The organism is Stenotrophomonas sp. FR024 (assembly GCF_047500745.2).
GTDB classification, from domain to species: Bacteria; Pseudomonadota; Gammaproteobacteria; order Xanthomonadales; family Xanthomonadaceae; genus Stenotrophomonas; species Stenotrophomonas maltophilia_A.
Map to the genome: position 1 here is coordinate 86,083 of NZ_JAXAXM020000016.1, position 23,188 is coordinate 109,270.

The following is a 23,188-nucleotide window of genomic DNA, read 5'->3' on the forward strand; positions in this document are numbered from 1 at the left end:
TGAACTGGACGGTATAGTCCACCGCGTGAACCCGGCCTACCTCCCCGTTGCCCTCGACGCACGCGATGAGCGCGTGTTCGATGCCGTGCGCGAGCTGTTGGCCCAGCAGGGCATGCAGATGAGCATGGACGCGGTGGCCCAGCATGCCGGCTGCTCCAAGCAGACCCTGTACTCGCGCTACGGCAACAAGCAGGAACTGCTGCGCCGGGTGATGCAGCGCCATGTCGGCCACGCTACCGGAGCCATGGTTCGTGCACTCCGCACTGACGACCTGCGTGCCAGCCTGCTCCAGTTCGCCACCGACTTCCTGGAGCATTTCAACCAACCGCACGTAGGGCAGGCCTGTCGGCTGATCGCCGCCGACGCGGCCCAGTTTCCCGAAGAGGCGCGTACGCTGTACCGGCATGGCGCCGGCGCGCTGACGCTTCATCTTGCTGAATGGATTGAAACCGTTTGCATGCGTGGCCAGCTCCGGCATGACGACCCGCACTTCATGGCCGAACTGCTGCTGAGCATGATCGCCGGTCAGGATTTCGACAAACAGCGTTTCCATACCCCCCATCGTGATGACGCGCAGCTGCGTCGGCGCTGGGCAGAGTTCTCCGTCGACAGCTTCCTGCGCGCCTTCGCGCCTCAGCCGTCGGCGGCCCCGTCTTCAAACCAACCCCGGAGTTCCTCCTGATGACCGCCCCACTCCGCACCCTTGCCTTGACGTGCGCCGTTGCTGTCGCGCTGGCTGCCTGCAAGAAGCCGGAACAGCAGACGCCCCCGCCGCCGGAGGTGGGCGTGATCGACGCCAAGCCGCAGACCCTGCCGCTGCAGCGTGAGCTGGTCGGCCGCCTGTCGCCGTTCCGCAGCGCCGACGTCCGCGCGCGCGTGCCGGGCGTACTGCTCAAGCGCGTCTACCAGGAAGGCTCGCAGGTCAAGCAGGGCCAGCCCCTGTTCCTGATCGACCCGGCGCCGCTGCGTGCTTCGCTCAATGCCTCCGAGGCCCAGCTGGCCTCGGCCCGCGCCACCTACGCCAATGCCAAGGTGGCCGCGGACCGCGCGCGTTCGCTGGCGCCGCAGCAGTTCGTCTCCAAATCCGACCTGGACAACGCCGAATCGGCCGAGCGCACCGCGCTGGCCGCGGTCAAGCAGGCCGAAGCGGCGGTGACCTCTTCGCGCATCAGCCTGGGTTATACCGAAGTGACCGCGCCGATCAGCGGTGTGGCCAACAAGCAGCAGGTCACCGAAGGCGCACTGGTCGGCCAGGGCGATGTGACCCTGCTGACCACTGTCGACCAGCTCGACCCGCTGTACGTGAACTTCTCGCTGAGCGTGGACGAGTTGACCCAGCTGCGCGCGCAGCAGGCCAAGGGTGCGCTGGCGCTGTCCGGTGACGGCAAGGCCACGGTCAACGTCAAGCTGGCCGACGGCAGCACCTACAGCGAGCCGGGCACGCTGGACTTTTCTTCGACCACGGTCGACCCGGCCACCGGCGCGGTGTCGCTGCGTGCGCTGCTGCCGAACCCGCAGCAGATCCTGCTGCCCGGCGCCTTCGTCAGCTTCCAGGCCAACCTCGGCGAGCGCAACAACGCCTACCTGGTGCCGCAGCAGGCGCTGCTGCGCGACACCACCGGCGGCTACGTGATGGTGGTCGGTGCCGACGGCAAGGTGGTGCGCAAGAACGTGAAGACCGATGGCGCGCAGAACGGCAACTGGCTGGTCAGCGACGGCCTGGCCGCCGGTGACAAGGTGATCGTGGCCGGCGTGCAGAAGGTCAAGGAAGGTGCACCGGCGGTGGCCAAGCCGTGGACCCCGGGGCAGGACGCCAACGGCAAGCCTGCCGCAGGCGGCGCCGCTCCGGCGGGCGCAGCACCGGCCGCAGGCAAGGCACCGGCCGACGCGGCCAAGCCGGCCGCCAACGATTCGAACAAGCAGTAACGGGAACCTTCCGTCATGCCTAAATTTTTCATCGAACATCCAGTCTTCGCCTGGGTGGTTGCGATCCTGATCTCGCTCAGCGGCGTGATCGCGATCCTCAACCTGGGCGTGGAGTCCTATCCCAACATCGCCCCGCCGCAGGTCACCGTCTCGGCGACCTACCCGGGCGCCAGTGCGGACACCACCGAGAAATCGGTCACCCAGGTGATCGAGCAGCAGCTGACCGGTATCGATCACCTGCTGTACTTCAGCTCCTCGTCCGCCTCCAACGGCCGTGCGCAGATCACCCTGACCTTCGAGACCGGTACCGATCCGGACATCGCCCAGGTGCAGGTGCAGAACAAGGTCTCGCTGGCCACGCCACGCCTGCCTTCGGAAGTGACCCAGCAGGGCGTGGTGGTGGCCAAGGCCAACGCCGGCTTCCTGATGGTGATCGCGCTGCAGTCCGATACGCCGGCCATCAACCGTGACGCCCTGAACGACATCGTCGGTTCGCGCGTGCTCGATCAGGTCTCGCGTATTCCCGGCGTCGGCAGCACCCAGCAGTTCGGTTCCGAGTACGCCATGAACATCTGGCTCAACCCGGAGAAGATGCAGGGTTATGGCCTGTCGGCCAGCCAGGTGCTCGCCGCGGTGCGTGCGCAGAACGTGCAGTTCGCTGCCGGTGCGCTGGGTTCGGACCCGTCGCCGGAAGGCCAGCACTTCACCGCCACGGTCTCGGCTGAAGGCCGCTTCAGTTCGCCGCAGGAGTTCGAGAACATCATCCTGCGGGCAAATCCGGACGGTTCGCGGGTGCTGATGAAGGACATCGCCCGCGTTGCCTTCGGTGCCAACAACTACGGTTTCGACACCCAGTACAACGGCAAGCCGACCGGTGCCTTCGCCATCCAGCTGCTACCGGGCGCCAACGCCCTGAACGTGGCCGATGCGGTGCGCGCCAAGATGGACGAGCTGCAGCCCAGCTTCCCGTCCGGGGTGACCTGGTTCTCGCCGTACGACAGCACCACCTTCGTCAAGATCTCCATCCAGGAAGTGGTCAAGACACTGTTTGAAGCAGTGTTCCTGGTGTTCCTGGTGATGCTGATCTTCCTGCAGAACTTCCGCGCCACGCTGATCCCGACCCTGGTCATCCCGGTGGCCCTGCTCGGCACCTTCCTGGGCATGTGGATGATCGGCTTCACGATCAACCAGCTGACCCTGTTCGCGATGGTGCTGGCGATCGGCATCGTGGTCGATGACGCGATCGTGGTGATCGAGAACGTCGAACGCATCATGACCGAGGAAGGCCTGGCGCCGAAGCCGGCCACGCAGAAGGCGATGACCCAGATCACCGGCGCGGTGGTGGCGATCACCGTCGTACTGGCCGCGGTGTTCATCCCGTCCGCCCTGCAGGGCGGCGCCGCCGGTGAGATCTACAAGCAGTTCGCGCTGACCATCGCCATCTCGATGGCGTTCTCGGCGTTCCTGGCTCTGGGCTTCACCCCGGCGCTGTGCGCGACCTTCCTCAAGCCGACGCACAACGACAACCCGAACATCATCTACCGCACCTTCAACAAGTACTACGACAAGATCAGCCATACCTATGTGGGGCACATCACTTCGGCGGTGCGCCATGCACCGCGCTGGATGATCCTGTTCGTGGTGCTGACCGCACTGTGCGGCTTCCTGTTCACCCGCATGCCGGGCAGCTTCCTGCCGGAAGAAGACCAGGGCTATGCGCTGGCGATCGTGCAGTTGCCGCCGGGCTCGACCAAGGGCCAGACCAACGAAGTGTTCGCGCAGATGCGTGGCATCCTGGAAAAGCAGGATGGCTATGAAGGCATGCTGCAGGTGGCCGGTTTCAGCTTCGTCGGTTCCGGCGAGAACGTGGGCATGGGCTTCATCCGCCTGAAGCCATGGGAGGAACGCAAGTTCACCGCGCCCGAGTTCATCCAGAACATGAACGGCGCGTTCTACGGCATCAAGGAAGCGCAGATCTTCGTGGTCAACCTGCCCACCGTGCAGGGCCTCGGCCAGTTCGGCGGCTTCGACATGTGGCTGCAGGACCGCAGCGGTGCCGGCTACGAGCAGCTGACCCAGGCGCGCAACATCCTGCTTGGCCAGGCTGCGCAGAAGCCCGATCATCTGGTGGGCGTACGCCCGAACGGCCTGGAAAACGCCCCGCAGCTGCAGCTGCATGTCGACCGCGTGCAGGCGCAGTCGATGGGCATGTCGGTGTCGGACGTGTACAGCACCATCCAGCTGATGCTGGCCCCGGTGTACGTGAACGACTTCTTCTACGAAGGCCGCATCAAGCGCGTGACCATGCAGGCCGATGGTCCGTACCGCACCGGCCAGGAATCGCTGAAGAGCTTCTACAGCCCCTCCAGCCTGACCAAGAACGCCGATGGCACCAGTTCGATGATCCCGCTCAATACGGTGGTCAAGTCCGAATGGGTGTCGGCACCGCCGTCGCTGAGCCGCTACAACGGCTACTCGGCGATCAACATCGTCGGCTCGCAGGCACCGGGCACCAGCTCGGGTGAGGCGATGCAGACCATGGAAGGCATCGTCAACGACGATCTGCCGGCTGGCTTCGGCTACGACTGGTCGGGCATGTCCTACCAGGAAATCCTGGCCGGCAACGCGGCGACGCTGCTGCTGGTGCTGTCGATCGTGGTGGTGTTCCTGTGCCTGGCCGCGTTGTATGAAAGCTGGTCGATCCCGGTGGCGGTGCTGTTGGTGGTGCCGCTTGGCGTGCTTGGCGCCCTCGGCCTGTCGATGCTGCGTGGCCTGCCGAACGATCTGTTCTTCAAGATCGGCCTGATCACCGTGATCGGCCTGGCCGCCAAGAACGCGATCCTGATCGTGGAGTTCGCGGTGGAGCAGCGCGCAGCAGGCAAGACCCTGCGCGATGCCACCATCGAGGCGGCACGCCTGCGTTTCCGACCGATCCTGATGACCTCGTTCGCGTTCATCATGGGCGTGATCCCGATGGCGATCTCCACCGGCGCCGGCGCCAACTCCCGCCACGCCATCGGCACCGGCGTGATCGGCGGCATGCTGTTCGCCACCCTGCTCGGCCTGCTGATGATCCCGGTGTTCTTCGTGGTCGTGCGCCGCATGCTGGGTGACAAGCTGGATGAGTCCTCCAAGGAATTCATGGAGCGCCAGCGCGACGCGGAAGCCGCGCACCGCCCGGATCGTTGATCCGGCGGTGAGTTGAAACGAAAAGGCCCCGGAGCGATCCGGGGCCTTTTTCATTCGTGCCATGAAGCCGGTAGTCGCCGACCTTGGTTGGCGCCGCTGGATCCATGCCAACCAAGGTTGGCGCATGCCAAGCCGGCGTCTCAGCGCAGCAGCGCAACCACCACGCATACCACCACGAGAGCCAATGCAGCCCATTGCATCGGCACAAAGAAGAAATGATGGGGTGCAGCCATACCCTTCTGCCGGGGCGCACGGTTGAGCCACAAACCCAGCAATACGTTCACCGCTGCGCCGATGCCTGCACCCAACAGAACCTGGGGCAGCGGCGTGTTGCCCCTGGAGCCTTCATGCGGAAAGAAGTACGCCAGCAGCAGGATGGCTGCAATCGGCGTCACCAGCGTCATGAATCCCCAACCTCGATAGATCATCTTTGCAGACCGCGTAAAAACCGGCTTGCATTGGACCAGATCGGGTATGGCTCGGCCAAGAAGACCGTGTATCCACGCATGGCGTGGATCTACTGGCCGCGCCGCCGTTGCAGCGGCGCGGCCGGTCGAACTCAGCGCAGTCCGGTCTCGTTGCGGGCGATCACCAGGCGCTGGATTTCCGAGGTGCCCTCGTAGATCTCGGTGATCTTGGCATCACGGAAGTAGCGCTCCAGCGGCATTTCCTTCGAATACCCCATGCCGCCATGAATCTGCACGGCCTGGTGAGTGATCCACATCGCCGCTTCCGAGGCGGTCAGCTTGGCCACCGCTGCTTCGGTGCTGAAGCGCTTGCCCTGGCCCTTCACCCATGCCGCGCGCAGGGTCAGCAGCAGCGCTGCGTCCAGCTTGCACTTCATGTCGGCGATCTTGGCCTGGGTCATCTGGAAGGTACCGATGGCCGCGCCGAACGCCTTGCGCTCCTTCACGTACGCCAGGGTCGCTTCATAGGCGGCACGGGCGATGCCGATGGCCTGCGAGGCGATACCGATGCGGCCGGCATCGAGCACGCTCATCGCGATCTTGAAGCCCTCGCCTTCCTGGCCCAGCACGTCTTCGGCCTGTGCCACGTAATCGTTGAACTCGATCTCGCAGGTGGCCGAGGCACGGATGCCGAGCTTGGGCTCGGTCTTGCCACGACCGAAGCCCGCCTTGTCGGTATCGATGATGAAGGCGGTGATGCCGCGCGCGCCTTTGTCCGGCTCGCTCATTGCGAACAGCACGATGTACTTGGCCACCGGGCCGGAGGTGATCCAGCTCTTCTTGCCGTTGATGACGAAGGTGCCATCGGCCTGCTTCACCGCGCGGCAGCGCATGGCCGTGGCGTCCGAACCGGACTGCGGCTCGGTCAGCGCGAACGCGCCGATGGCCTCGCCTTCGGCGATGGCACGCACATACTTCTGCTTCTGTTCCTCGGTACCGTGGGTGAGGATGCCGTTGCAGAACAGCGAGTTGTTGACCGACATGATGGTCGAATGGGCTGCGTCGGCGGCGGCGACCTCCACCATCGCCAACACGTACGCCACCGGGTCCATGCCCGCGCCACCGTATTCGGTCGGCACTTCGATGCCCATCAAGCCGTTTTCGCCCAGCAGGCGGATGTTGTCCAGCGGGAACTCGCCGGTGCGGTCATGGTGCTCCGCGCTGGGGGCGATCTTTTCCTGCGCGATGCGCCGCGCCACGTCCTGCAGCATCAACTGCTCTTCAGTAAAGCTGAAATCCACAACACCCTCCCGGGTACATGAAGTTATGGGCCGCGCACCGCGCGCCCAGGTGCCTCGATTGTACCGGGGCCCGCCAGTTTCCGTACGCCAGCGACTTGACCGCGGCAGGCGTTCTCAGCGAATATATCTCTATATCGCGATAGGTAGATATTTATGGATCTGGAAGACTGGTCGACCCGCCTCAAGGTGTTCGCCGATGCCACCCGCGTGCGCCTGCTGGCGCTGCTGGAGCAGGAGGAACTGACCGTGGCCGAACTGTCGGCGATCACCCGGCTGGCACAGCCGCGGGTGTCCACCCACCTGGCGCGCCTGAAGGAAGCCGGCCTGGTCCGCGACCGCCGTGCGGGCGTGTCGGCCTATTACCGCTTCGACGAGGCCCAGCTGGACCCGGCGCAGCGTGCATTGTGGCATGCCTTGAGCAATGGAAGCGACGACCCGTTGCTGCGGCAGGACGCTGAACGTGTCGCCGCCGTGCTGGCCCACCGTGCCTCCGACCAGAACTGGGCCGACAGCGTGGCCGGCGACATGGAGCGCCACTATTCTCCCGGCCGCACCTGGGAAGCCCTCGCGCGTACCGCGTTGCCGCTGCTGGAGACCGGCGACGTGCTGGACATCGCCTCCGGTGACGGCGTGCTGGCCGAACTCGTCGCCCCGCATGCCAAGCGCTACATCTGCATCGATACCAGCGCGCGCGTGGTTGCCGCTGCCAGCGAGCGCCTGCGCCGCCTGCCCAATGTGGAAGTGCGCGAGGGCGACATGCATGCGCTGCCGTTCAAGGACGGCAGCTTCGACCTGGTGGTGCTGATGCATGCGCTGACCTACGCCAGCAAACCGGCGCAGGCGGTGACCGAAGCCGCGCGCGTGCTGCGCTCCGGCGGCCGCCTGCTGCTGTGCAGCCTGGCCCGCCACGAGCACAAGGCGGCGGTCGAGGCCTACGGCCACGTCAACCTCGGCTTCAGCGACAAGGAGCTGCGCAGGTTCGTCGACAAGGCCGGCCTGCAGGTATCCAGCCTGGAGACGGTCACCCGCGAAAAGCGTCCGCCGCACTTCGAAGTGATTTCACTGATCGCCAACAAGCCCTGAGCCCGAGATCGCCATGCCTGCCCTGCCCTGGTTGCATCCTGATCGTGCCAACGCCCTGCTCGACGCCCTGCGCGAGCGGATCCTGATCATCGACGGCGCGATGGGCACCATGATCCAGCGCCATGGCCTGCAGGAAGACGACTACCGCGGCGAGCGCTTCGCCGGTGGCTACGATCATGTGCATGGCCCCGCTTGCGACCACGCCGTGCAGGAAGGGCATGACCTGAAGGGCAACAACGATCTGCTGCTGCTGACCCGGCCGCAGATCGTCGCCGACATCCATACCGCCTACCTGGAAGCGGGCGCGGATCTGGTCGAGACCAACACGTTCAACGCCACGTCGGTCAGCCAGGCCGACTACCACCTCGAACACCTGGTGTACGAGTTGAACAAGGCTGGCGCAGCGGTGGCACGCACCTGCTGCGATACAGTAGCCGCAACCACACCAGGCAAGCCACGCTTCGTGATCGGGGTGATCGGCCCGACCAGCCGCACCGCCTCGATCAGCCCCGATGTCAACGATCCGGGCTTCCGCAACACCAGCTTCGACGAGCTTCGCGACACGTACCGCGAAGCCATTGACGGCCTGATCGACGGCGGCGCCGACACCATCATGGTCGAGACCATCTTCGACACGCTCAATGCCAAGGCCGCGCTGTATGCACTGGAGGAGGCCTTCGATGCACGCGGCGCAAGGTTGCCCGTGATGATCTCCGGCACCATCACCGATGCCTCTGGGCGCACGCTGTCCGGGCAGACCGCCGAGGCCTTCCACGCGTCGCTCGCGCATGCGCGCCCATTGTCGATCGGCCTGAACTGCGCACTGGGTGCCGATGCGATGCGCCCGCACGTGGAAACCCTTGCGCAGATCGCCGACTGCTACGTCAGCGCACACCCCAACGCAGGCCTGCCCAATGCCTTCGGCGAGTACGACGAGACGCCCGAGGACATGGCCAGCACCCTGCGCGGTTTCGCCGAGGATGGCCTGTTGAACCTGGTCGGTGGCTGCTGTGGCTCCACCCCTGACCATATCCGCGCAATCGCCGAGGCCGTGGCCGGGCTGCCGCCGCGCGCCCTGCCCGGTGTCCAGGAGCAGGCCGCATGAATGTCGCCGCCACCGTTCCGCACTTCCCACCCTATTGCTGTTGAGCTGACGCCTGCCATGACGCCTGTCCGCCCTACCCGCCTGTCCGGCCTGGAACCTCTGGTCATCACTCCGGACCTTCTGTTCATCAACGTCGGCGAGCGCACCAACGTCACCGGCAGCGCGCAGTTCCGCAAGCTGGTCAAGGAAGGCCGCTACGAAGAAGCGGTGGACGTGGCCCGCCAGCAGGTGGCCAGCGGCGCGCAGATCCTCGACGTCAACATGGACGAGGGCCTGATTGATTCGGAAGCGGCGATGACCCGCTACCTCAACCTGATCATGTCCGAGCCGGACATCGCCCGTATTCCGGTGATGGTCGACTCCTCCAAGTGGAGCGTGATCGAGGCCGGCCTGAAGTGCCTGCAGGGCAAGAGCGTGGTCAATTCGATCTCGCTGAAGGAAGGCGAGGCGCTGTTCCGCGAGCACGCACGCAAGGTCCTGCGCTATGGCGCGGCCGCGGTGGTGATGGCCTTCGACGAAAGCGGCCAGGCTGACACCTGCGCACGCAAGGTCGAGATCTGCACCCGCGCCTACCGCATCCTGGTCGACGAGATCGGCTTCCCACCGCAGGACATCATCTTCGACCCGAACATCTTCGCCGTCGCCACCGGCATCGAAGAGCACGACAACTATGCGGTGGACTTCATCGAAGCCACCCGCATCATCAAGCAGACGCTGCCGCACTGCCATGTGTCCGGCGGTGTTTCCAACGTCTCGTTCTCGTTCCGCGGCAACGAAACGGTGCGCCAGGCCATCCACTCGGTGTTCCTGTACCACGCCATTGCCGCCGGCATGGACATGGGCATCGTCAACGCCGGTGCCATGCCGATCTACGACGAACTGGAACCGGAACTGCGCGAGCGCGTGGAGGATGTGATCCTCAACCGCCGCAGCGATGCCACCGAGCGCCTGCTGGAAATCGCCGAGCGCTACAAGGGCAGGAAGGGCGCGGCGAAGACCGAAGACCTCGCCTGGCGCGAGAAGCCGGTGGCGCAGCGCCTGGCGCACGCGCTGGTGCACGGCCTGGATGCCTTCGTGGAAGAAGACACCGAACTGGCCCGGCAGGCGTCCAGCCGCCCGCTGGACGTGATCGAAGGTCCGTTGATGGATGGCATGAACGTGGTCGGCGACCTGTTCGGCGCCGGCAAGATGTTCCTGCCGCAGGTGGTGAAATCCGCGCGCGTGATGAAGAAGGCCGTGGCCTACCTGCTGCCCTACATCGAGGCCGAGAAGGCGCGCAGTGGCGACACCGCCAAGAGCAACGGCAAGATCATCATGGCCACGGTGAAGGGTGATGTGCATGACATCGGCAAGAACATCGTCGGCGTAGTCCTGGCCTGCAACAACTTCGAGGTGGTCGACCTTGGCGTGATGGTGCCGGCGCAGAAGATCCTCGATGCCGCGCGCGAGCACAACGCCGACCTGATCGGCCTGTCCGGCCTGATCACTCCATCACTGGAAGAGATGAGCCACGTGGCCCGGGAGATGCAGCGCCAGGGCTTCGACCTGCCGCTGCTGATCGGTGGAGCGACCACCTCGCGCGCGCACACCGCGCTGAAGATCGACCCACATTACAAGGCGCCCACGGTGTGGGTGAAGGACGCCTCGCGCGCGGTCGGCGTGGCTCAGTCGCTGATCTCGCGTGACCTGCGCGAGGCCTTCGTCGCCGCCAACGAGGCCGACTATGCCGAGATCCGCGCGCGGCATCGCAACCGTGGCGATGCCAAGCGCCTGGTTTCGCTGGAACACGCGCGTGGGCAGAAATTCCAGGGCGGCTGGGACACCTACACGCCGCCGGCACCGAACCAGCCCGGCCTGCACGTATTTGACGACTACCCGCTGGCCGAACTGGTCGACTACATCGACTGGACGCCGTTCTTCCAGGCCTGGGAGCTGGCCGGCAAGTTCCCGGCCATCCTCACCGACGAGATCGTCGGCACCCAGGCCAGCGATCTGTACAGGGACGCCCGCGCGATGCTTGAGCGCATCGTCAATGAGAAATGGCTGACCGCCAAGGCCGTGTTCGGCCTGTGGCCGGCCAACAGCATCGGCGACGACGTGCGCGTGCAGCACCCACAGGGCGAAACCACCCTGCACTTCCTGCGCCAGCAGGTGGACAAGCCGGCCGAGCGCCCGGATTTCTGCCTGGCCGATTTCATCGCCCCGGCCGACAGCGGCAAGCAGGATTGGATCGGCGCCTTCGCCGTCACTGCCGGCATCGGCATCGACGCGCACGTAGCGCGCTTCGAAGCCGACCACGATGACTACAACGCGATTCTGCTGAAGGCCCTCGCCGATCGCTTCGCCGAAGCGCTGGCCGAGCGCCTGCACCAGCGCGTGCGTACCGAATTCTGGGGCCATGAGCACGCCGAGACGCTGGACAACGAGGCGCTGATCGACGAGCAGTACCGTGGCATCCGCCCGGCGCCAGGGTACCCGGCATGCCCGGAGCACAGCGAGAAACGGCGCCTGTTCGACCTGCTGCAGGCCGAAGCCAACGCCGGCATGGAACTGACCGAGAGCTTTGCGATGCTGCCTACGGCGGCCGTTTCGGGCTACTACTTCAGCCATCCGCAGAGCCAGTACTTCGTGGTCGGCCGCCTCAGCCGCGAGCAGGTCAGCGACTACGCCCGCCGCAAGGGCGTGGACCGCGCCCAGGCCGAGCGCTGGCTGGCCTCCAACCTCGACTACGACCCCGAATGACACAAAAAGGGGACGGAGGGGATTAAGTCGTTTGTGCCCAAAACGACTTAATCCCCTCCGTCCCCTTTTCGCTTCATCATTGCGCTGGACTTTGACGGTTTCTCGTCCGGTGTCGTTTGCCCTGGTCGGCGCACTGCTGTGCTTCTTCGCACCGAGCCTGCCACTGATCCGCGCACGCCGGAGCCGCTTCAAGGCCTGACGCCGGCGCGGTCCTACTGCTGCAGCAGTACCTGCTGCAGCGACGGCAGCAGCACACGGTTGCCATGCGCGCTGAGGTGATCGCCATCGAAGAACAACGGCCGGCCATCGCGCTGCGCCGGGCACAGCACGTCATCACACAGCACCGGCATCGGATCCCACAGCACACCCCCTGGCAGGCCATCGACCACCTGCTGCAGGCTGCCCAGCATCGGCGCACGGAGCGTTTCCATCGCCTCACGCGTGCTGTCCAGGCCATTGCGGCAGACCTCGTTGCGTGAATTGAAGCGGTCAGAGCAGCGATACGGCGGCGCCGGCAGCACCGGTTTGGGCGCCTCCAGCACAATTCGCACACCGCGCTCGGCCAACGGTTTCCACTGGGTGATCGCCTCGGCCACTTCGGCCTCGCGCCCTGCAGTGGCTTCCGGGGTCAGCTCGCCCGCCAGCTGCGCCTGCGCATCGAACAATACGAACTGATCGGACAAGCGCGGTATCCGCAGCGACACCAGCACCACGGCATCACCTGGCTGCGCACGCTGCGTGACATCGGCGAGCATCGCTGCGTCGAAATCACTGCAACCGGCACCCGCGCCGCGCCACTTCTGCAGGCTCACCTGCGGGCATCCACCACGACCGTAGAGAATCACCTCCGAGCCACTCTCAAGCGCCAGCCGCTGCAGCAGCTCGATGTAGGCCATTGCATGCGAATCGCCAGCAACGAACACCTGCTTCGGCGCACCGGCAGGCACCGGCCGATCGCAGTCACCACGCGCATAGGTCCGCATGCTGCCACCTTCGAAGCGTCGCTTGGTGGTCACCAGGTTGCAGTCGGGATAGTCGCCTGCCACGCTCTTGCCGTTGGGATACCAGTCGCCGGGATGCCGACTGACCGTGCTCAGTGATATCCGCGGTGCCTGCAGGTACAGCAGCGTCTGGGTGCCGGCCGCGACCAGCAGCACAACCGAACCTGCCAGCACCCAGCGACCCGGGCGCAGACGCTGCGCCAAGGGGCCCCGGAACGGTTGCTCCACCCAGCGCCACGACAACCACGACAGCAGCAGCACCAGCGCCATCGCAGCGCTCATCTGCAGGGGTGTCTGCAGGCCCACGGTCCAGCGCATCAGCACGAATACCGGCCAGTGCCACAGATACAGCGAGTACGACAGCAGGCCGATGGAGCGCATCGGCCTGCTGGCCAACAGGCGTGCCACCCAGGACCGGGGATGATGATGCAGCGCCCACAGCAGGCCTGCCGCCGCAAAGGTCGGCAGCAGGCCATCAGGCCACGGCGAACGTCCGGCCCGTGCGGTCCACAATGCCCAGCACAGCAAGGCCAGCGCCACCATCGCGAGCAATGAGAACACGGGCGCAGCGCGCTTCAGTGCAATCGTCGTCACCGCATCCACTGGCTGGCGAACATGCAGCAGCTGGAACAGCAGTACGCCAACACCCAGCTGCCACAGCCGCGTAGTGGTGGCGTAGAACGCCCACGATGGCGGCGCCTCGCGCAGGCCCAGCACCGCCGCATGCAGCAGCGACGCCGCGCTGACCACGGCAAACAGGCCAAGGCTGATCCAACGCCCGCGCACGCCGCGCGCCCAGGCCAGGAACAGCAGCGGGAACAGCAGGTAGAACTGCTCCTCCACGCCCAGCGACCAGGTATGGGTATAGGGATTGAATTCGGCCTTGGGCGCGAAATAATCGTTGCCGATCAGCGCCAGCACCCAGTTGCTGAAGCCGAAGAATGCCATCAGCCCGGTCTTGTCACTGGCCTCGCTGAGCCAGGACTCGGGAATGAACAGCACGCTGCCGACGGCGGTCAACAGCAGGCAGCTGATCAGCGCAGGTGCGATGCGGCGGATGCGTCGCGAATAGAAGCGCAGCATCGACTGCCACAGCGACAACGGCGGCAGCCGGTGCACCGACGCGCTGACCACGAACCCGGAAATGACGAAGAACACGTCTACGCCGGTGAACCCGCCCGGCAACCAGGCCGGGTCCAGGTGGAACACGATGACGGCCAGCACGGCAATCGCGCGCAGGCCGTCAATGTGCGGCACGTAGCCACGGCTTGGATCAGCGGTCATCCCTTCCCCCCAACCGCGGGGGCAGTGCCGTCCGCGGTGGTTGCGCCTTTACCAGACCAGGTCGTCCGGCACCTGGTACTGCGGATCCGCATACGGATCTTCCTCGGCCGGCGCATTCGGATCGACCTTCAGCGCCACCGAGGCGGCGAACACCGCCTCGGACTGTGCCAGCACGTCGGCCGTTACCAGCAGGTAGCGGCCATTGAGCTGGACCACACCCAGCTCACCGGCATTGAGCGCGGTCAGCTGTTCGGCGGTCACATAGATGCGCTTGATCTTGCCGCCATACGGGAAGTGGCGGGCGATGTCCGCTGCCTCGGCGTTGAGGCTCTTGTCCTTCAGCAGTTCTTCCAGCTTGGCCTTCGCCTCGCGGCGCACGCGTGCTTCTTCCTGCTTCAGGCGCTCGGTCTCGATGCGCTCTTCCTTCTCCCGCTGCGCCCGGATGGCATAGGCCTTGGCCAGATCCATCTCTTCGGTGCTGCGCGGCTTGCGCGGGCCCTGCTGGCTCTGGCCACCGCGCGCATGCCCGCCGGGCTTGCCCGCGCCATGGCCCTGCCCACGACGCTCACCGGGCTTGTGCTCGCCCTTGCCTGCGCCCTGCGGCTTTCCATTGCCGTTGCCGTTGCCACCCTTGCCCTGCGGGCGGCCATCACGGCGGGGGCCATCATTCTTGCGCTCGGGCTTGGGCGCGGGCTTGAAGCCCAGGCCCATCAGCTGGTCGCGGAGGGTATCGCTCATAGGATTCGGATCAGTAGTGCGGCGGCGGCGGTTCGCTCGCCGGATCGGAAGAATTCAGTGCGTTGCGGACCTTGCCCAGGTCTTCCAGCAGCACGCGCAGCACATCGGCGTTGCGCATGCCCTGCATGCGGGCATCAGCCAGCGCGTCGCTCAGCTCGGCCAGCGCCTGTTCCTGGAAGGACACGCGCATTTCCAGCTCGACCAGGCGCGCTTCCAGCGCCTGCTCGCGTTCAGTGGGCAGATCAGACATGCAACGAGCGCCCCCGGCCAATGCCGTAGTACGCAAGACCTGCGGCTTCCACTTCGCCCGGCTCATACAGGTTGCGGCCGTCGAACACCGCCGCATCCTTCAGCTGCTCGCGCAGCTTCTGGAAGTCGGGGCTGCGGAACTGCTTCCACTCGGTGACTACCACCAGCGCGTCAGCACCCTGCAGCGCTTCATCGGCACTGTTGCAGAACACCAGGTCATCGCGTTCGCCGAAGATGCGCTGCGACTCGTGCATCGCCTCCGGATCGTAGGCACGCACCGTCGCACCGCCTTCCCACAGCTGCGCCAGCAGTCGACGGCTGGAGGCCTCACGCATGTCGTCGGTGTTCGGCTTGAAGGCCAGACCCCATACGGCGAAGGTCTTTCCACGCACGCCCTCGTCCTCGCCCTTGTCGTAATGACGCTGGATGAGGGCAAACAGATGGCCCTTCTGCGCATCGTTGACCGCTTCAACCGCATTGAGCAGCTTCGGCTCAAGGCCATACTGCTGGGCGGTACGGGCCAATGCCTGCACATCTTTGGGGAAGCACGAGCCGCCGTAACCGGCGCCCGGATAGATGAAGTGCCAGCCGATGCGTGGATCCGAACCAATGCCCTGGCGGACCTGCTCGACATCGGCACCGACGCGTTCAGCGATGTTGGCGATTTCATTCATGAACGAAATCTTGGTCGCCAGCATCGCATTGGCGGCGTACTTGGTCAGTTCGGCCGAACGCACGTCCATTTCCACCACGCGGTCGTGGTTGCGGTTGAACGGCGCGTACAGGCGACGCATCACCGCCACCGACTCTTCGTTCGCCGCACCGATGATGATGCGGTCCGGGCGCATGCAGTCCGCAACCGCATCGCCTTCCTTCAGGAATTCCGGGTTGGACACCACGTCGAAGGCGATGTCCGCTCCACGCGCGGCCAGCTCTTCGGCAATGGCGGCACGCACCTTGTCGGCGGTGCCGACCGGCACCGTCGACTTGTTCACCACCACGGTCGGCACACTCATGTGCCGACCAATGGTCCGGGCTACGGCAAGCACGTATTGAAGGTCGGCACTGCCATCCTCGTCCGGCGGCGTACCAACGGCGATGAACACCACCTGGCCGTGATCGATGGCGGCCGCGGCATCCGTGGTGAACGCCAGCCGCGCTGCGGCATGGTTGGCCTTCACCATCGGCTCCAGGCCGGGTTCATAGATCGGGATGATGCCCTGGTTGAGGCCATCCACCTTGGCCTGGTCGATATCGACACAGACCACCTGATGACCAACATCGGCCAGGCAGGTACCGGTCACCAGTCCAACGTAGCCGGTACCAAAAATCGCAACGCGCATATCCGTATTCGCTCCTGAATGACTTACGGCAGAACGCCCAGCAGCTCGACGTCGAACGTCAGAGTCGCGTTCGGGCCGATCGGGCCGCCCGGGGTGCCGTTCTCACCGTAGGCGAGTTCGCCCGGGATCCAGAAGCGGTACTTCGAACCGACCGGCATCAGCGCGACGCCTTCGGTCCAGCCCTTGATCACCTGGTCCAGACCGAACTCGGCCGGCTGGCGGCCGTAGGAACTGTCGAACACGGTGCCGTTGAGCAGCTTGCCTTCGTAGTTCACGCGCACCTTGCTGCTCGGCAGCGGGCGCTCGCCGCTACCCGGGCGGATCACCTGGTACTGCAGGCCCGACGAGGTGGTCACCACGCCCGGCTGGGTCTTGTTCTTGGCCAGGAATGCGTTGCCTTCCGTGCGGTTGGTCTGCGCAGCCTGGGCGGCCTTGGCCTGCATTTCAGCCTGCTTGGCACCCATGAAGGCCTGGATGGTGGCGGTCGCGTCAGCTTCCGTCATCTTCGGCTGGCCCTTGGTCAGGCCGGTGCTGATTGCGTCAAACAACGAGGCGACATCGATATCGTCCTTCAGCTGCGCCAGCGACGGACCCACCGAGTAGGAGCCGATCATCTGCGACACCTTGACGCGGTCGACCTTCGGCGGCTGCGAGCCCGGTGCCACGCCCGGCACCTGCTGGCCGCTGCGGGCCATCACGACCTGGCGCAGGGCGGCATCGGTAGCCTTGGCCTGTTCCTGGGTGATCTGCGGCTGCAGGCCCTCGAACGAACGCTCAACGGCGGTGCGCAGGGCGGCCACATCGATCTCATCGGCGATCGGGGTGAACGACTTGGCGACATCAAGGCCGATGGCGTAGCCGAGCTTCTGCTTGGGGGAATTCAAGGTTGCGGTCTCCTTGGCGGCTGCGGGGGCAGCCGGTTGTTGCGACAGAGCGACACCCGAAGTGCCCATCGCCAGAATCAGAACCGACGCCGCGGCGCCGCGCATTCCCATCTTCATTCGCTGCATTCCTGGAAGTGTCTGGGCGCCGACGTCGGCGCGAAAAGAAGCATTGTCGCACGCATGCCGTCGATGTCGAGGCATGCGTGCCGGATATCAATGCGTGGCGGCTGCCGCCAGCGCCTTGTCGATGGCCGCGGTCAGCTGCGGATCGTCCGGCGTCACCTTGCTGGCGAACTGGGCAATGACCTTGCCATCGCGGCCCACGAGGTACTTGTGGAAGTTCCAGGCCGGCGCAACGCCGGTCGCTGCGGTCAACCGCTGGTACAGCGGCGTGGCCTGCGTGCCGACCACATGCACCTTCTCGAACATCGGGAACTTGACGCCGTAGGTCAGGGTGCAGAAGTCCTGGATCTGCTTCTCGTCACCCGGTTCCTGGCCCTTGAAGTCATTGGAAGGAAAGCCCAGCACCGCAAAACCGCGGCCTGCATAGCGCTTCTGCAGCGCCTCCAGCCCTTCGTACTGCGGCGTGTAGCCACACTTGCTGGCGGTGTTGACCACCAGCAGCACTTGCCCGTGATAGCGCTGCTGCAGATTCACCTGCTGCTTGCTGGCCAACGGCCGGTATTCCAGATCGAGCAGGTCGGCCGCCAGCGCACTGGCGGAACCGGCGGCGCCGGCCACCATCAGGGCCAGCAGGGACAGGCCGCGCAGGCGGCACGTGGAAACGGTCGGCAGGGGCATCAGAGGCGGTCCGCGGTAGCCATTCACAAGGCCCGGCCAGTGCTGGCCGGGAATCGGCCGAACTATAGCACCGGGCTCTGGAGCCCCTGATGGCACAGGTCCATCCGGGGCTTTGCGCGGCGTGGCGAATGTGCTGCCCGGGCGCCATCGAAGGCGCAGTGATGACATAGCATGGACATCACTGAATGGAAGGCCGCCCCGAAAAGCCCCTTGCAGAAGATTCATTTCCCTTTTAAATCAATCGACTAAAGGGATGTTTCAGCAATCTGACCACCCCTGCCATCAGTTGGGGACGGCAAGGGGTTGCACGTAGGCGTGCCGGTGTTATAGTTGCATACAACACCAGTCACCTGAGACAGGGGGAAGCCATGAACGTCCGGATCCGTCGCAACCTCACCGCACCCGCGGCCGTCGCTGTTTCGACCCTGCTCGTGCTGGCCTGGTGGGCCACGCCCACCGCCCCTGTTTCCGCCGCTGCTGAAAGTGCGCAGGACGCGACTCTCTCCCCCGCAGGGAACGCCCCCTCCTCCTCCCCCCCTCCCCCGCGTCGGCTGCACAGCGCGCTGTCCATGCCGTATTTCTCGTTCGCCCAGCCGCTGACCCCACGGAGCTGAATATGAGCGACATCCAGTGGAGCGACGGCGCTCCCATCTACCGTCAGTTGAAGGAGCGCGTGATCGCCATGATGCTCGACGGAATCCTCAAGCCGGGCGATGCCCTGCCTTCGGTGCGCCAGGTGGCCGCCGACTATCAACTCAACCCCATCACCGTTTCGCGCGCTTACCAGGAGCTGGCCGACGAAGGCCTGGTCGAGAAGCGCCGCGGCCTGGGCATGTTCATGACCGAGCAGGCGGCCACGCAGCTGCGCAGCAGCGAGCGCGACCGTTTCCTCAACGAAGAATGGCCGGCGGTTCTGGAGCGCATCCAGCGCCTGGGCCTGAGCCTCGACGAATTGCTGCCCCAGGGGAAAGTCTGATGAATAGCACTGCAAGTGAGTCGGTCATCACCGCCCGAGGCCTGCGCAAGGCCTACAAGACCACGGTCGCCCTCGACAACGCCAGTTTCAGCATTCCAAGCGGACGCATCGTCGGCCTGATCGGGCCCAATGGCGCCGGCAAGACCACCGCGCTGAAGGCCATTCTTGGGCTGACCTCGGTGGAGGGTGAACTGAGCGTGCTCGGCCGCGACCCGCGACTGCACCGCGACGAACTGATGAACGACATCTGCTTCATCGCCGACGTCGCCGTGCTGCCGCGCTGGCTGAAGGTGCGCGAGGCGATCGATTTCGTGGCCGGCGTCCACCCGCGCTTCGACCGCGCCCGCTGCGAGCGCTTCCTGGCCAACACCAAGCTGCAGCCGAAGCAGCGCGTGCGCGAGCTGTCCAAGGGCATGATCGTGCAGCTGCACCTGGCGCTGGTGATGGCCATCGATGCCCGCATCCTGGTGCTGGACGAGCCGACCCTCGGCCTGGACATCCTGTACCGCAAGGAGTTCTACCAGCGCCTGCTGGAAGACTACTTCGACGAACAGAAAACCATCATCGTCACCACCCACCAGGTGGAGGAGATCGAGCACATCCTCAGCGACGTGATGTTCATCCGCGATGGCCGCATCGTGCTCGACGCGGAAATGGACGACGTCGGCCAGCGCTATACCGAGCTGCTGGTCAATGCCGACCAGCTGGACACCGCGCGCGCCCTGAAGCCGATCGACGAGCGCAGCCTGGCGTTCGGCAAGACGGTGATGCTGTTCGATGGCGTGCCGCGCACCCAGCTTTCCTCTCTCGGCGAGACCCGCATCCCGGGCCTGGCCGACCTGTTCGTCGCCATCATGAAGGGGACCTACGCATGAATGCCGTCAACCACCCCATCAGCCCGATCGGCACCCTGCGCTGGCTGCTCAAGCGCGAGTACTGGGAGAACCGCGGCGGCTTCCTGTATGCCCCGTTGATCGCGGGCCTGATCTCACTGGTGATGAGCATCGCCGGCATTGCCTTCGGCCTGTTCGCGCTGAACCGTGCAGCACGCGACGGCGGCCTGCACATCGATGGCGAGAACGTGAACATCAACGGCCTGAACCTGGCCCTGCTCACCCGTGACATCAGTGCCAAGGACCTTGCTGATCTTGGCAACGGCCTGGATCTGACTCTGGTACTCAGTTCAAGCTGGCCGTTCGTGGTGCTGGCCTTCGTCGTGTTCTTCTACTGCCTGGGCGCCCTCTACGACGATCGTCGTGACCGCAGCATCCTGTTCTGGAAGTCGTTGCCGCTGTCGGACACGCAGACCGTGCTGTCCAAGGTGATCAGCGCACTGATCGTGGCACCGTTGATCGCGGTCATCGCCGGCATCCTCACCATGTTCGGCTTCATGCTGATCATCAGCGCCGTCGCACTGCTGCACGGCGGCAGCCCGATGACCCTGATCTGGGGCCCGGCCAGCCCGCTGACCCTGGCCGCTGGACACCTGGCCTGGATTCCGGTCTATGCCCTGTGGGCCCTGCCCACCGCCGGCTGGCTGCTGCTGTGCTCGGCATGGGCCAGGAGCAAGCCGTTCCTGTGGGCGGTAATGTTGCCGCTGTTTGCCGGCATCATTGTCAGCTCCACAAAGATGATGCCGCTGTTCGGCCTGACCACCGGCTGGTTCTGGCAGAACATCGTCGGCCGCCTGCTGCTGGGCGGCGTGCCCGGCATGGACCTGCTGTATCGCCTCGGCGCCGACGAAGCATCGCGCCGCGATCTGGACTCGGTCGTCAGCCTGATGTCCCCCGCCTCGCAGCTGAAGTCGCTGGCGATGCCGGAGCTGTGGATCGGCGCCGTCGTCGGTGCAGTGTTCATCTTCCTTGCCATCCGCCTGCGCAAGCGCGCCGGCGAGATCTGATCCCATCCATCCGGAGGCACCACCCATGCGTTCTTTGCTCGCCTGTTCTGCGTTGTTGCTGTTGCCGTTGTCGGCGCTGGCCGCCGATGCTCCGAACTGCAAGTTTACTGCTGCCCGCGCACTGAAGCTGGACGTGGCTGGTGCCAGGACGGTGGTGTTCGAGGTCAATCAGCATGACCTGAAGGTGGTCGCCAGCGCTGGCGGCGGCCAGCTGGACGGCCGCGCCTGCGCGTCCAGCCAGGAATGGCTGGACCAGCTGGTGCTGGAGCAGCGCAAGGTCGGCGACAAGCTGGTGGTGAGCCTGCGCCGCGACGGCCGCCAAAGCGGCATCAGCCTGGGCAACAGCTACGCCTGGCTGGATATCCGTGGCAGCGTGCCGGACAACATGCCGCTGCAGTTCAAGATCGGCTCGGGCGATGCCAGCGTGGAGAACGCACAGTCGCTGAGCGTGGACGTGGGTTCCGGTGATGCCGTGGTCCGCGGTACCCGCGGCAGCATCCACGCTGCAGTGGGTTCGGGCGACCTCAACATCGATGGCGGCAGCTCCCTGAATCTGCTGTCGCTGGGTTCCGGCGACGTCACCGTACGCAACATCAGCGGCGATGCCAGCACCGGTACCGTCGGCTCCGGTGACCTGAAGATCAGCGATGTGCGTGGCAACGCGCGGCTGGATACCGTGGGCTCGGGTGATATCGAGTTCAAGCGCGTGCAGGGCAGCGTTGAAGTGGGCGTGGTCGGCTCCGGCGGGGTCGATCTGGCCGACATCGGCGGCAATGTGCATGTCCGCAGCCACGGCTCGGGCGACATCAACGTCGACGGCGTGCGCGGCACGCTGACCGTCGACCACAGCGGCAGCGGTGACGTCGATCATCGCAACGTCAGCGGCCGGGTCACTCTGCCGCGCAGCAAGTAAACCCTCTTCCAGACACTACCAGGGGAACACCATGAACCTGTTGCGCCTGTTGCCCGCTGTGCTGCTGTCCCTGCCGCTGATCGCCTGCGGCGGCACGTCGTCAGCACCCGACAAGACCGTTGGCAAGAGTGTGGCCGAAGCCACAGGCGGCGTCGGCGAGACCGTCAGGAACGCGATGGACGATGCCCGCAAGGATATCACCCAGGGCAACATCAAGATCTCGGCGGACAAGCAGCCGCGTGCGGAGATCACGCCGGATGGCCGCCTGCTGATCGCGGGCAAGGAGATCGCCGCCAACGATATCCAGCGCCGTCATCTGCAGGACTACCGCGGCCACGTGGTCGCCATCGCGATGGACGGCATGGATGTCGGCCTGGCCGGCGCCAAACTGGGTGCCAGTGCTGCCGGCGAAGCGCTGAAGGGCATTTTCAGTGGCGACAGCGAAGGTGTCGAAAAGCGCATCAATGCCGAAGCCGAGAAGATCGAAGCCCAGGCCAAGCGCATCTGCGACCGCCTTCCGGCGATGCTGGCCAGCCAGCAGGCGCTCGCACGTGAACTGCCGGCATTCAAGCCCTACGCGACCATGGACCAGGGCGACGTGGACGACTGCGGCAAGGACACCGTGGTCCAGCGCTAGGCCTGTGACAGATCAGCGCACCCGGCCGGCAGCGGCGTCCAGCTGCCGGCCGTAGTGCGCCGCCCGGCTTACAATGGCGGCCCCGGACGCCCCCGAACCGAATGTCATGAAGAAGCTGTTTCTGCTGTTGACCGCCCTGCTCTGCCTCGGCCTGGCCGGCTGTGACCAGGAGTACCGCAACCACCGCGCCGAGCGTGGCAAGCCCAAGATTTCCGTCAGCGAAGGCATGGTCACCGTGCGTCGCCCGCCCGCGCCGAACATCATCATCCTCGCCGACGGCACGATGAAGATGGACGAGATCCAGATTCCGCTGGACGACGGGCAGAAACAGATGCTGCAGACCATGTTCGGCAAACTGCAGGTGCTGCGCCAGAACACCCTGGTGGCCGCACCGGCCGATCCCAACATGCAGCCGGTGAAGATCCAACCGCCGGAGGGCATGGTCGTGATTCCGGCGGACCTGATCCAGCGCATCCCGGAGTTCAAGGATTACACCGACACCTTCGGCAACATCGTCGCCGACCGTCGCTGAAAAAAAACGCCGCCCAAAGGGCGGCGTTTCTGCTTTCTGTAGAGTCGAGCCATGCTCGACTCCGGAACAACAGTCGAGCATGGCTTGTATGTTCCTCCCGGCTCCTACGAGGTATGTAGGAGCCAGGGTGGAGGGACCGTCAAGCATGCATCTGCGGATACTAGCCGACAGACGAGT

The 23,188-nt window shown here is 65.3% G+C and carries 21 protein-coding genes; 13 read left to right on the forward strand and 8 right to left on the reverse strand.

The features are described from left to right. The first annotated feature begins 25 nt into the window (after positions 1 to 25). The 3 genes from ACMZ91_RS16890 to ACMZ91_RS16900 are packed head-to-tail and all read left to right on the forward strand — an operon-like array spanning position 26 to position 5,115. A complete protein-coding gene (locus tag ACMZ91_RS16890) occupies positions 26 to 682 on the forward strand; it encodes a TetR/AcrR family transcriptional regulator (RefSeq protein ID WP_032127669.1) in 657 nt (218 codons plus the stop codon). Continuing rightward, a complete protein-coding gene (locus ACMZ91_RS16895) occupies positions 682 to 1,926 on the forward strand; it encodes an efflux RND transporter periplasmic adaptor subunit (RefSeq protein WP_414577605.1) in 1,245 nt (414 codons plus the stop codon). Before ACMZ91_RS16890 ends, ACMZ91_RS16895 begins: the two co-directional genes overlap by 1 nt. Before the next feature lie 15 nt (positions 1,927 to 1,941). Continuing rightward, complete coding sequence (locus tag ACMZ91_RS16900) at positions 1,942 to 5,115, forward strand: multidrug efflux RND transporter permease subunit (RefSeq protein ID WP_107433071.1); 3,174 nt, start codon at positions 1,942 to 1,944, stop codon at positions 5,113 to 5,115. A 140-nt stretch (positions 5,116 to 5,255) separates the two neighbouring features. Here ACMZ91_RS16900 and ACMZ91_RS16905 read toward each other — a convergent pair whose 3' ends face one another. Next, positions 5,256 to 5,519: a hypothetical protein gene (locus ACMZ91_RS16905; protein ID WP_080355173.1), complete on the reverse strand. Its 264-nt coding sequence runs from the start codon at positions 5,517 to 5,519 to the stop codon at positions 5,256 to 5,258. A gap of 155 nt (positions 5,520 to 5,674) precedes the next feature. Further along, positions 5,675 to 6,823, reverse strand: coding sequence for an acyl-CoA dehydrogenase family protein (locus ACMZ91_RS16910; RefSeq protein ID WP_049400221.1), 1,149 nt, complete (start codon positions 6,821 to 6,823; stop codon positions 5,675 to 5,677). Between the two features lie 153 nt (positions 6,824 to 6,976). Between ACMZ91_RS16910 and ACMZ91_RS16915 the strand changes: the two genes are divergently transcribed. From ACMZ91_RS16915 to metH, 3 genes are read left to right on the forward strand one after another with little or no spacing between them, the layout of a single operon-like run. Next, positions 6,977 to 7,906: an ArsR/SmtB family transcription factor gene (locus tag ACMZ91_RS16915; RefSeq protein WP_032127664.1), complete on the forward strand. Its 930-nt coding sequence runs from the start codon at positions 6,977 to 6,979 to the stop codon at positions 7,904 to 7,906. Between the two features lie 13 nt (positions 7,907 to 7,919). Next, the gene (locus tag ACMZ91_RS16920) at positions 7,920 to 9,011 is read left to right on the forward strand and encodes a homocysteine S-methyltransferase family protein (protein WP_414577603.1); all 1,092 of its coding nucleotides are present in this window, start codon (positions 7,920 to 7,922) and stop codon (positions 9,009 to 9,011) included. A gap of 57 nt (positions 9,012 to 9,068) precedes the next feature. Then, entirely contained in the window at positions 9,069 to 11,753 is a 2,685-nt protein-coding gene (gene metH / locus ACMZ91_RS16925; RefSeq protein WP_414577601.1) for a methionine synthase, read from the forward strand. 212 nt (positions 11,754 to 11,965) lie between these two features. Here metH and ACMZ91_RS16930 read toward each other — a convergent pair whose 3' ends face one another. From ACMZ91_RS16930 to ACMZ91_RS16955, 6 genes are all read right to left on the reverse strand, one after another. Next, positions 11,966 to 14,038 (reverse strand): acyltransferase family protein, encoded by a 2,073-nt coding sequence (locus ACMZ91_RS16930; protein WP_414577599.1) that lies wholly within the window; start codon positions 14,036 to 14,038, stop codon positions 11,966 to 11,968. Positions 14,039 to 14,086: 48 nt separating this feature from the next. Continuing rightward, positions 14,087 to 14,776 carry a DUF2058 domain-containing protein gene (locus tag ACMZ91_RS16935; protein ID WP_180845361.1) on the reverse strand — a complete coding sequence of 230 codons (690 nt, stop codon included), beginning with the start codon at positions 14,774 to 14,776 and terminating at the stop codon, positions 14,087 to 14,089. A 10-nt stretch (positions 14,777 to 14,786) separates the two neighbouring features. Continuing rightward, a complete protein-coding gene (locus tag ACMZ91_RS16940) occupies positions 14,787 to 15,026 on the reverse strand; it encodes a SlyX family protein (RefSeq protein ID WP_019660397.1) in 240 nt (79 codons plus the stop codon). Continuing rightward, positions 15,019 to 16,368 (reverse strand): UDP-glucose dehydrogenase family protein, encoded by a 1,350-nt coding sequence (locus tag ACMZ91_RS16945; RefSeq protein ID WP_032127659.1) that lies wholly within the window; start codon positions 16,366 to 16,368, stop codon positions 15,019 to 15,021. The genes ACMZ91_RS16940 and ACMZ91_RS16945 overlap by 8 nt, the downstream gene beginning before the upstream one ends. 23 nt (positions 16,369 to 16,391) lie before the next feature. Next, positions 16,392 to 17,369 carry an FKBP-type peptidyl-prolyl cis-trans isomerase gene (locus ACMZ91_RS16950; protein WP_019337358.1) on the reverse strand — a complete coding sequence of 326 codons (978 nt, stop codon included), beginning with the start codon at positions 17,367 to 17,369 and terminating at the stop codon, positions 16,392 to 16,394. 96 nt (positions 17,370 to 17,465) lie between these two features. Continuing rightward, positions 17,466 to 18,053 (reverse strand): glutathione peroxidase, encoded by a 588-nt coding sequence (locus ACMZ91_RS16955; RefSeq protein ID WP_414577597.1) that lies wholly within the window; start codon positions 18,051 to 18,053, stop codon positions 17,466 to 17,468. Positions 18,054 to 18,421: 368 nt separating this feature from the next. Here ACMZ91_RS16955 and ACMZ91_RS16960 point away from each other — a divergent pair, with 368 nt between their 5' ends. The 7 genes from ACMZ91_RS16960 (at position 18,422) to ACMZ91_RS16990 (ending at position 23,011) form a co-directional block, all read left to right on the forward strand. After that, positions 18,422 to 18,667 (forward strand): hypothetical protein, encoded by a 246-nt coding sequence (locus tag ACMZ91_RS16960; protein WP_080355172.1) that lies wholly within the window; start codon positions 18,422 to 18,424, stop codon positions 18,665 to 18,667. 2 nt (positions 18,668 to 18,669) lie between these two features. Next, positions 18,670 to 19,029: a GntR family transcriptional regulator gene (locus tag ACMZ91_RS16965; RefSeq protein ID WP_006453095.1), complete on the forward strand. Its 360-nt coding sequence runs from the start codon at positions 18,670 to 18,672 to the stop codon at positions 19,027 to 19,029. Further along, positions 19,029 to 19,904: an ABC transporter ATP-binding protein gene (locus tag ACMZ91_RS16970; RefSeq protein ID WP_032130455.1), complete on the forward strand. Its 876-nt coding sequence runs from the start codon at positions 19,029 to 19,031 to the stop codon at positions 19,902 to 19,904. Before ACMZ91_RS16965 ends, ACMZ91_RS16970 begins: the two co-directional genes overlap by 1 nt. Continuing rightward, positions 19,901 to 20,929 carry an ABC-2 transporter permease gene (locus ACMZ91_RS16975; RefSeq protein ID WP_201116784.1) on the forward strand — a complete coding sequence of 343 codons (1,029 nt, stop codon included), beginning with the start codon at positions 19,901 to 19,903 and terminating at the stop codon, positions 20,927 to 20,929. The genes ACMZ91_RS16970 and ACMZ91_RS16975 overlap by 4 nt, the downstream gene beginning before the upstream one ends. Before the next feature lie 25 nt (positions 20,930 to 20,954). Then, complete coding sequence (locus ACMZ91_RS16980) at positions 20,955 to 21,842, forward strand: DUF4097 family beta strand repeat-containing protein (protein ID WP_032130457.1); 888 nt, start codon at positions 20,955 to 20,957, stop codon at positions 21,840 to 21,842. A 31-nt stretch (positions 21,843 to 21,873) separates the two neighbouring features. Further along, a complete protein-coding gene (locus ACMZ91_RS16985) occupies positions 21,874 to 22,479 on the forward strand; it encodes a YggN family protein (RefSeq protein WP_049463146.1) in 606 nt (201 codons plus the stop codon). 106 nt (positions 22,480 to 22,585) lie between these two features. Continuing rightward, positions 22,586 to 23,011, forward strand: a complete 426-nt coding sequence (locus ACMZ91_RS16990) for a hypothetical protein (protein WP_032130459.1) — start codon at positions 22,586 to 22,588, stop codon at positions 23,009 to 23,011. Positions 23,012 to 23,188: the final 177 nt, after the last annotated feature.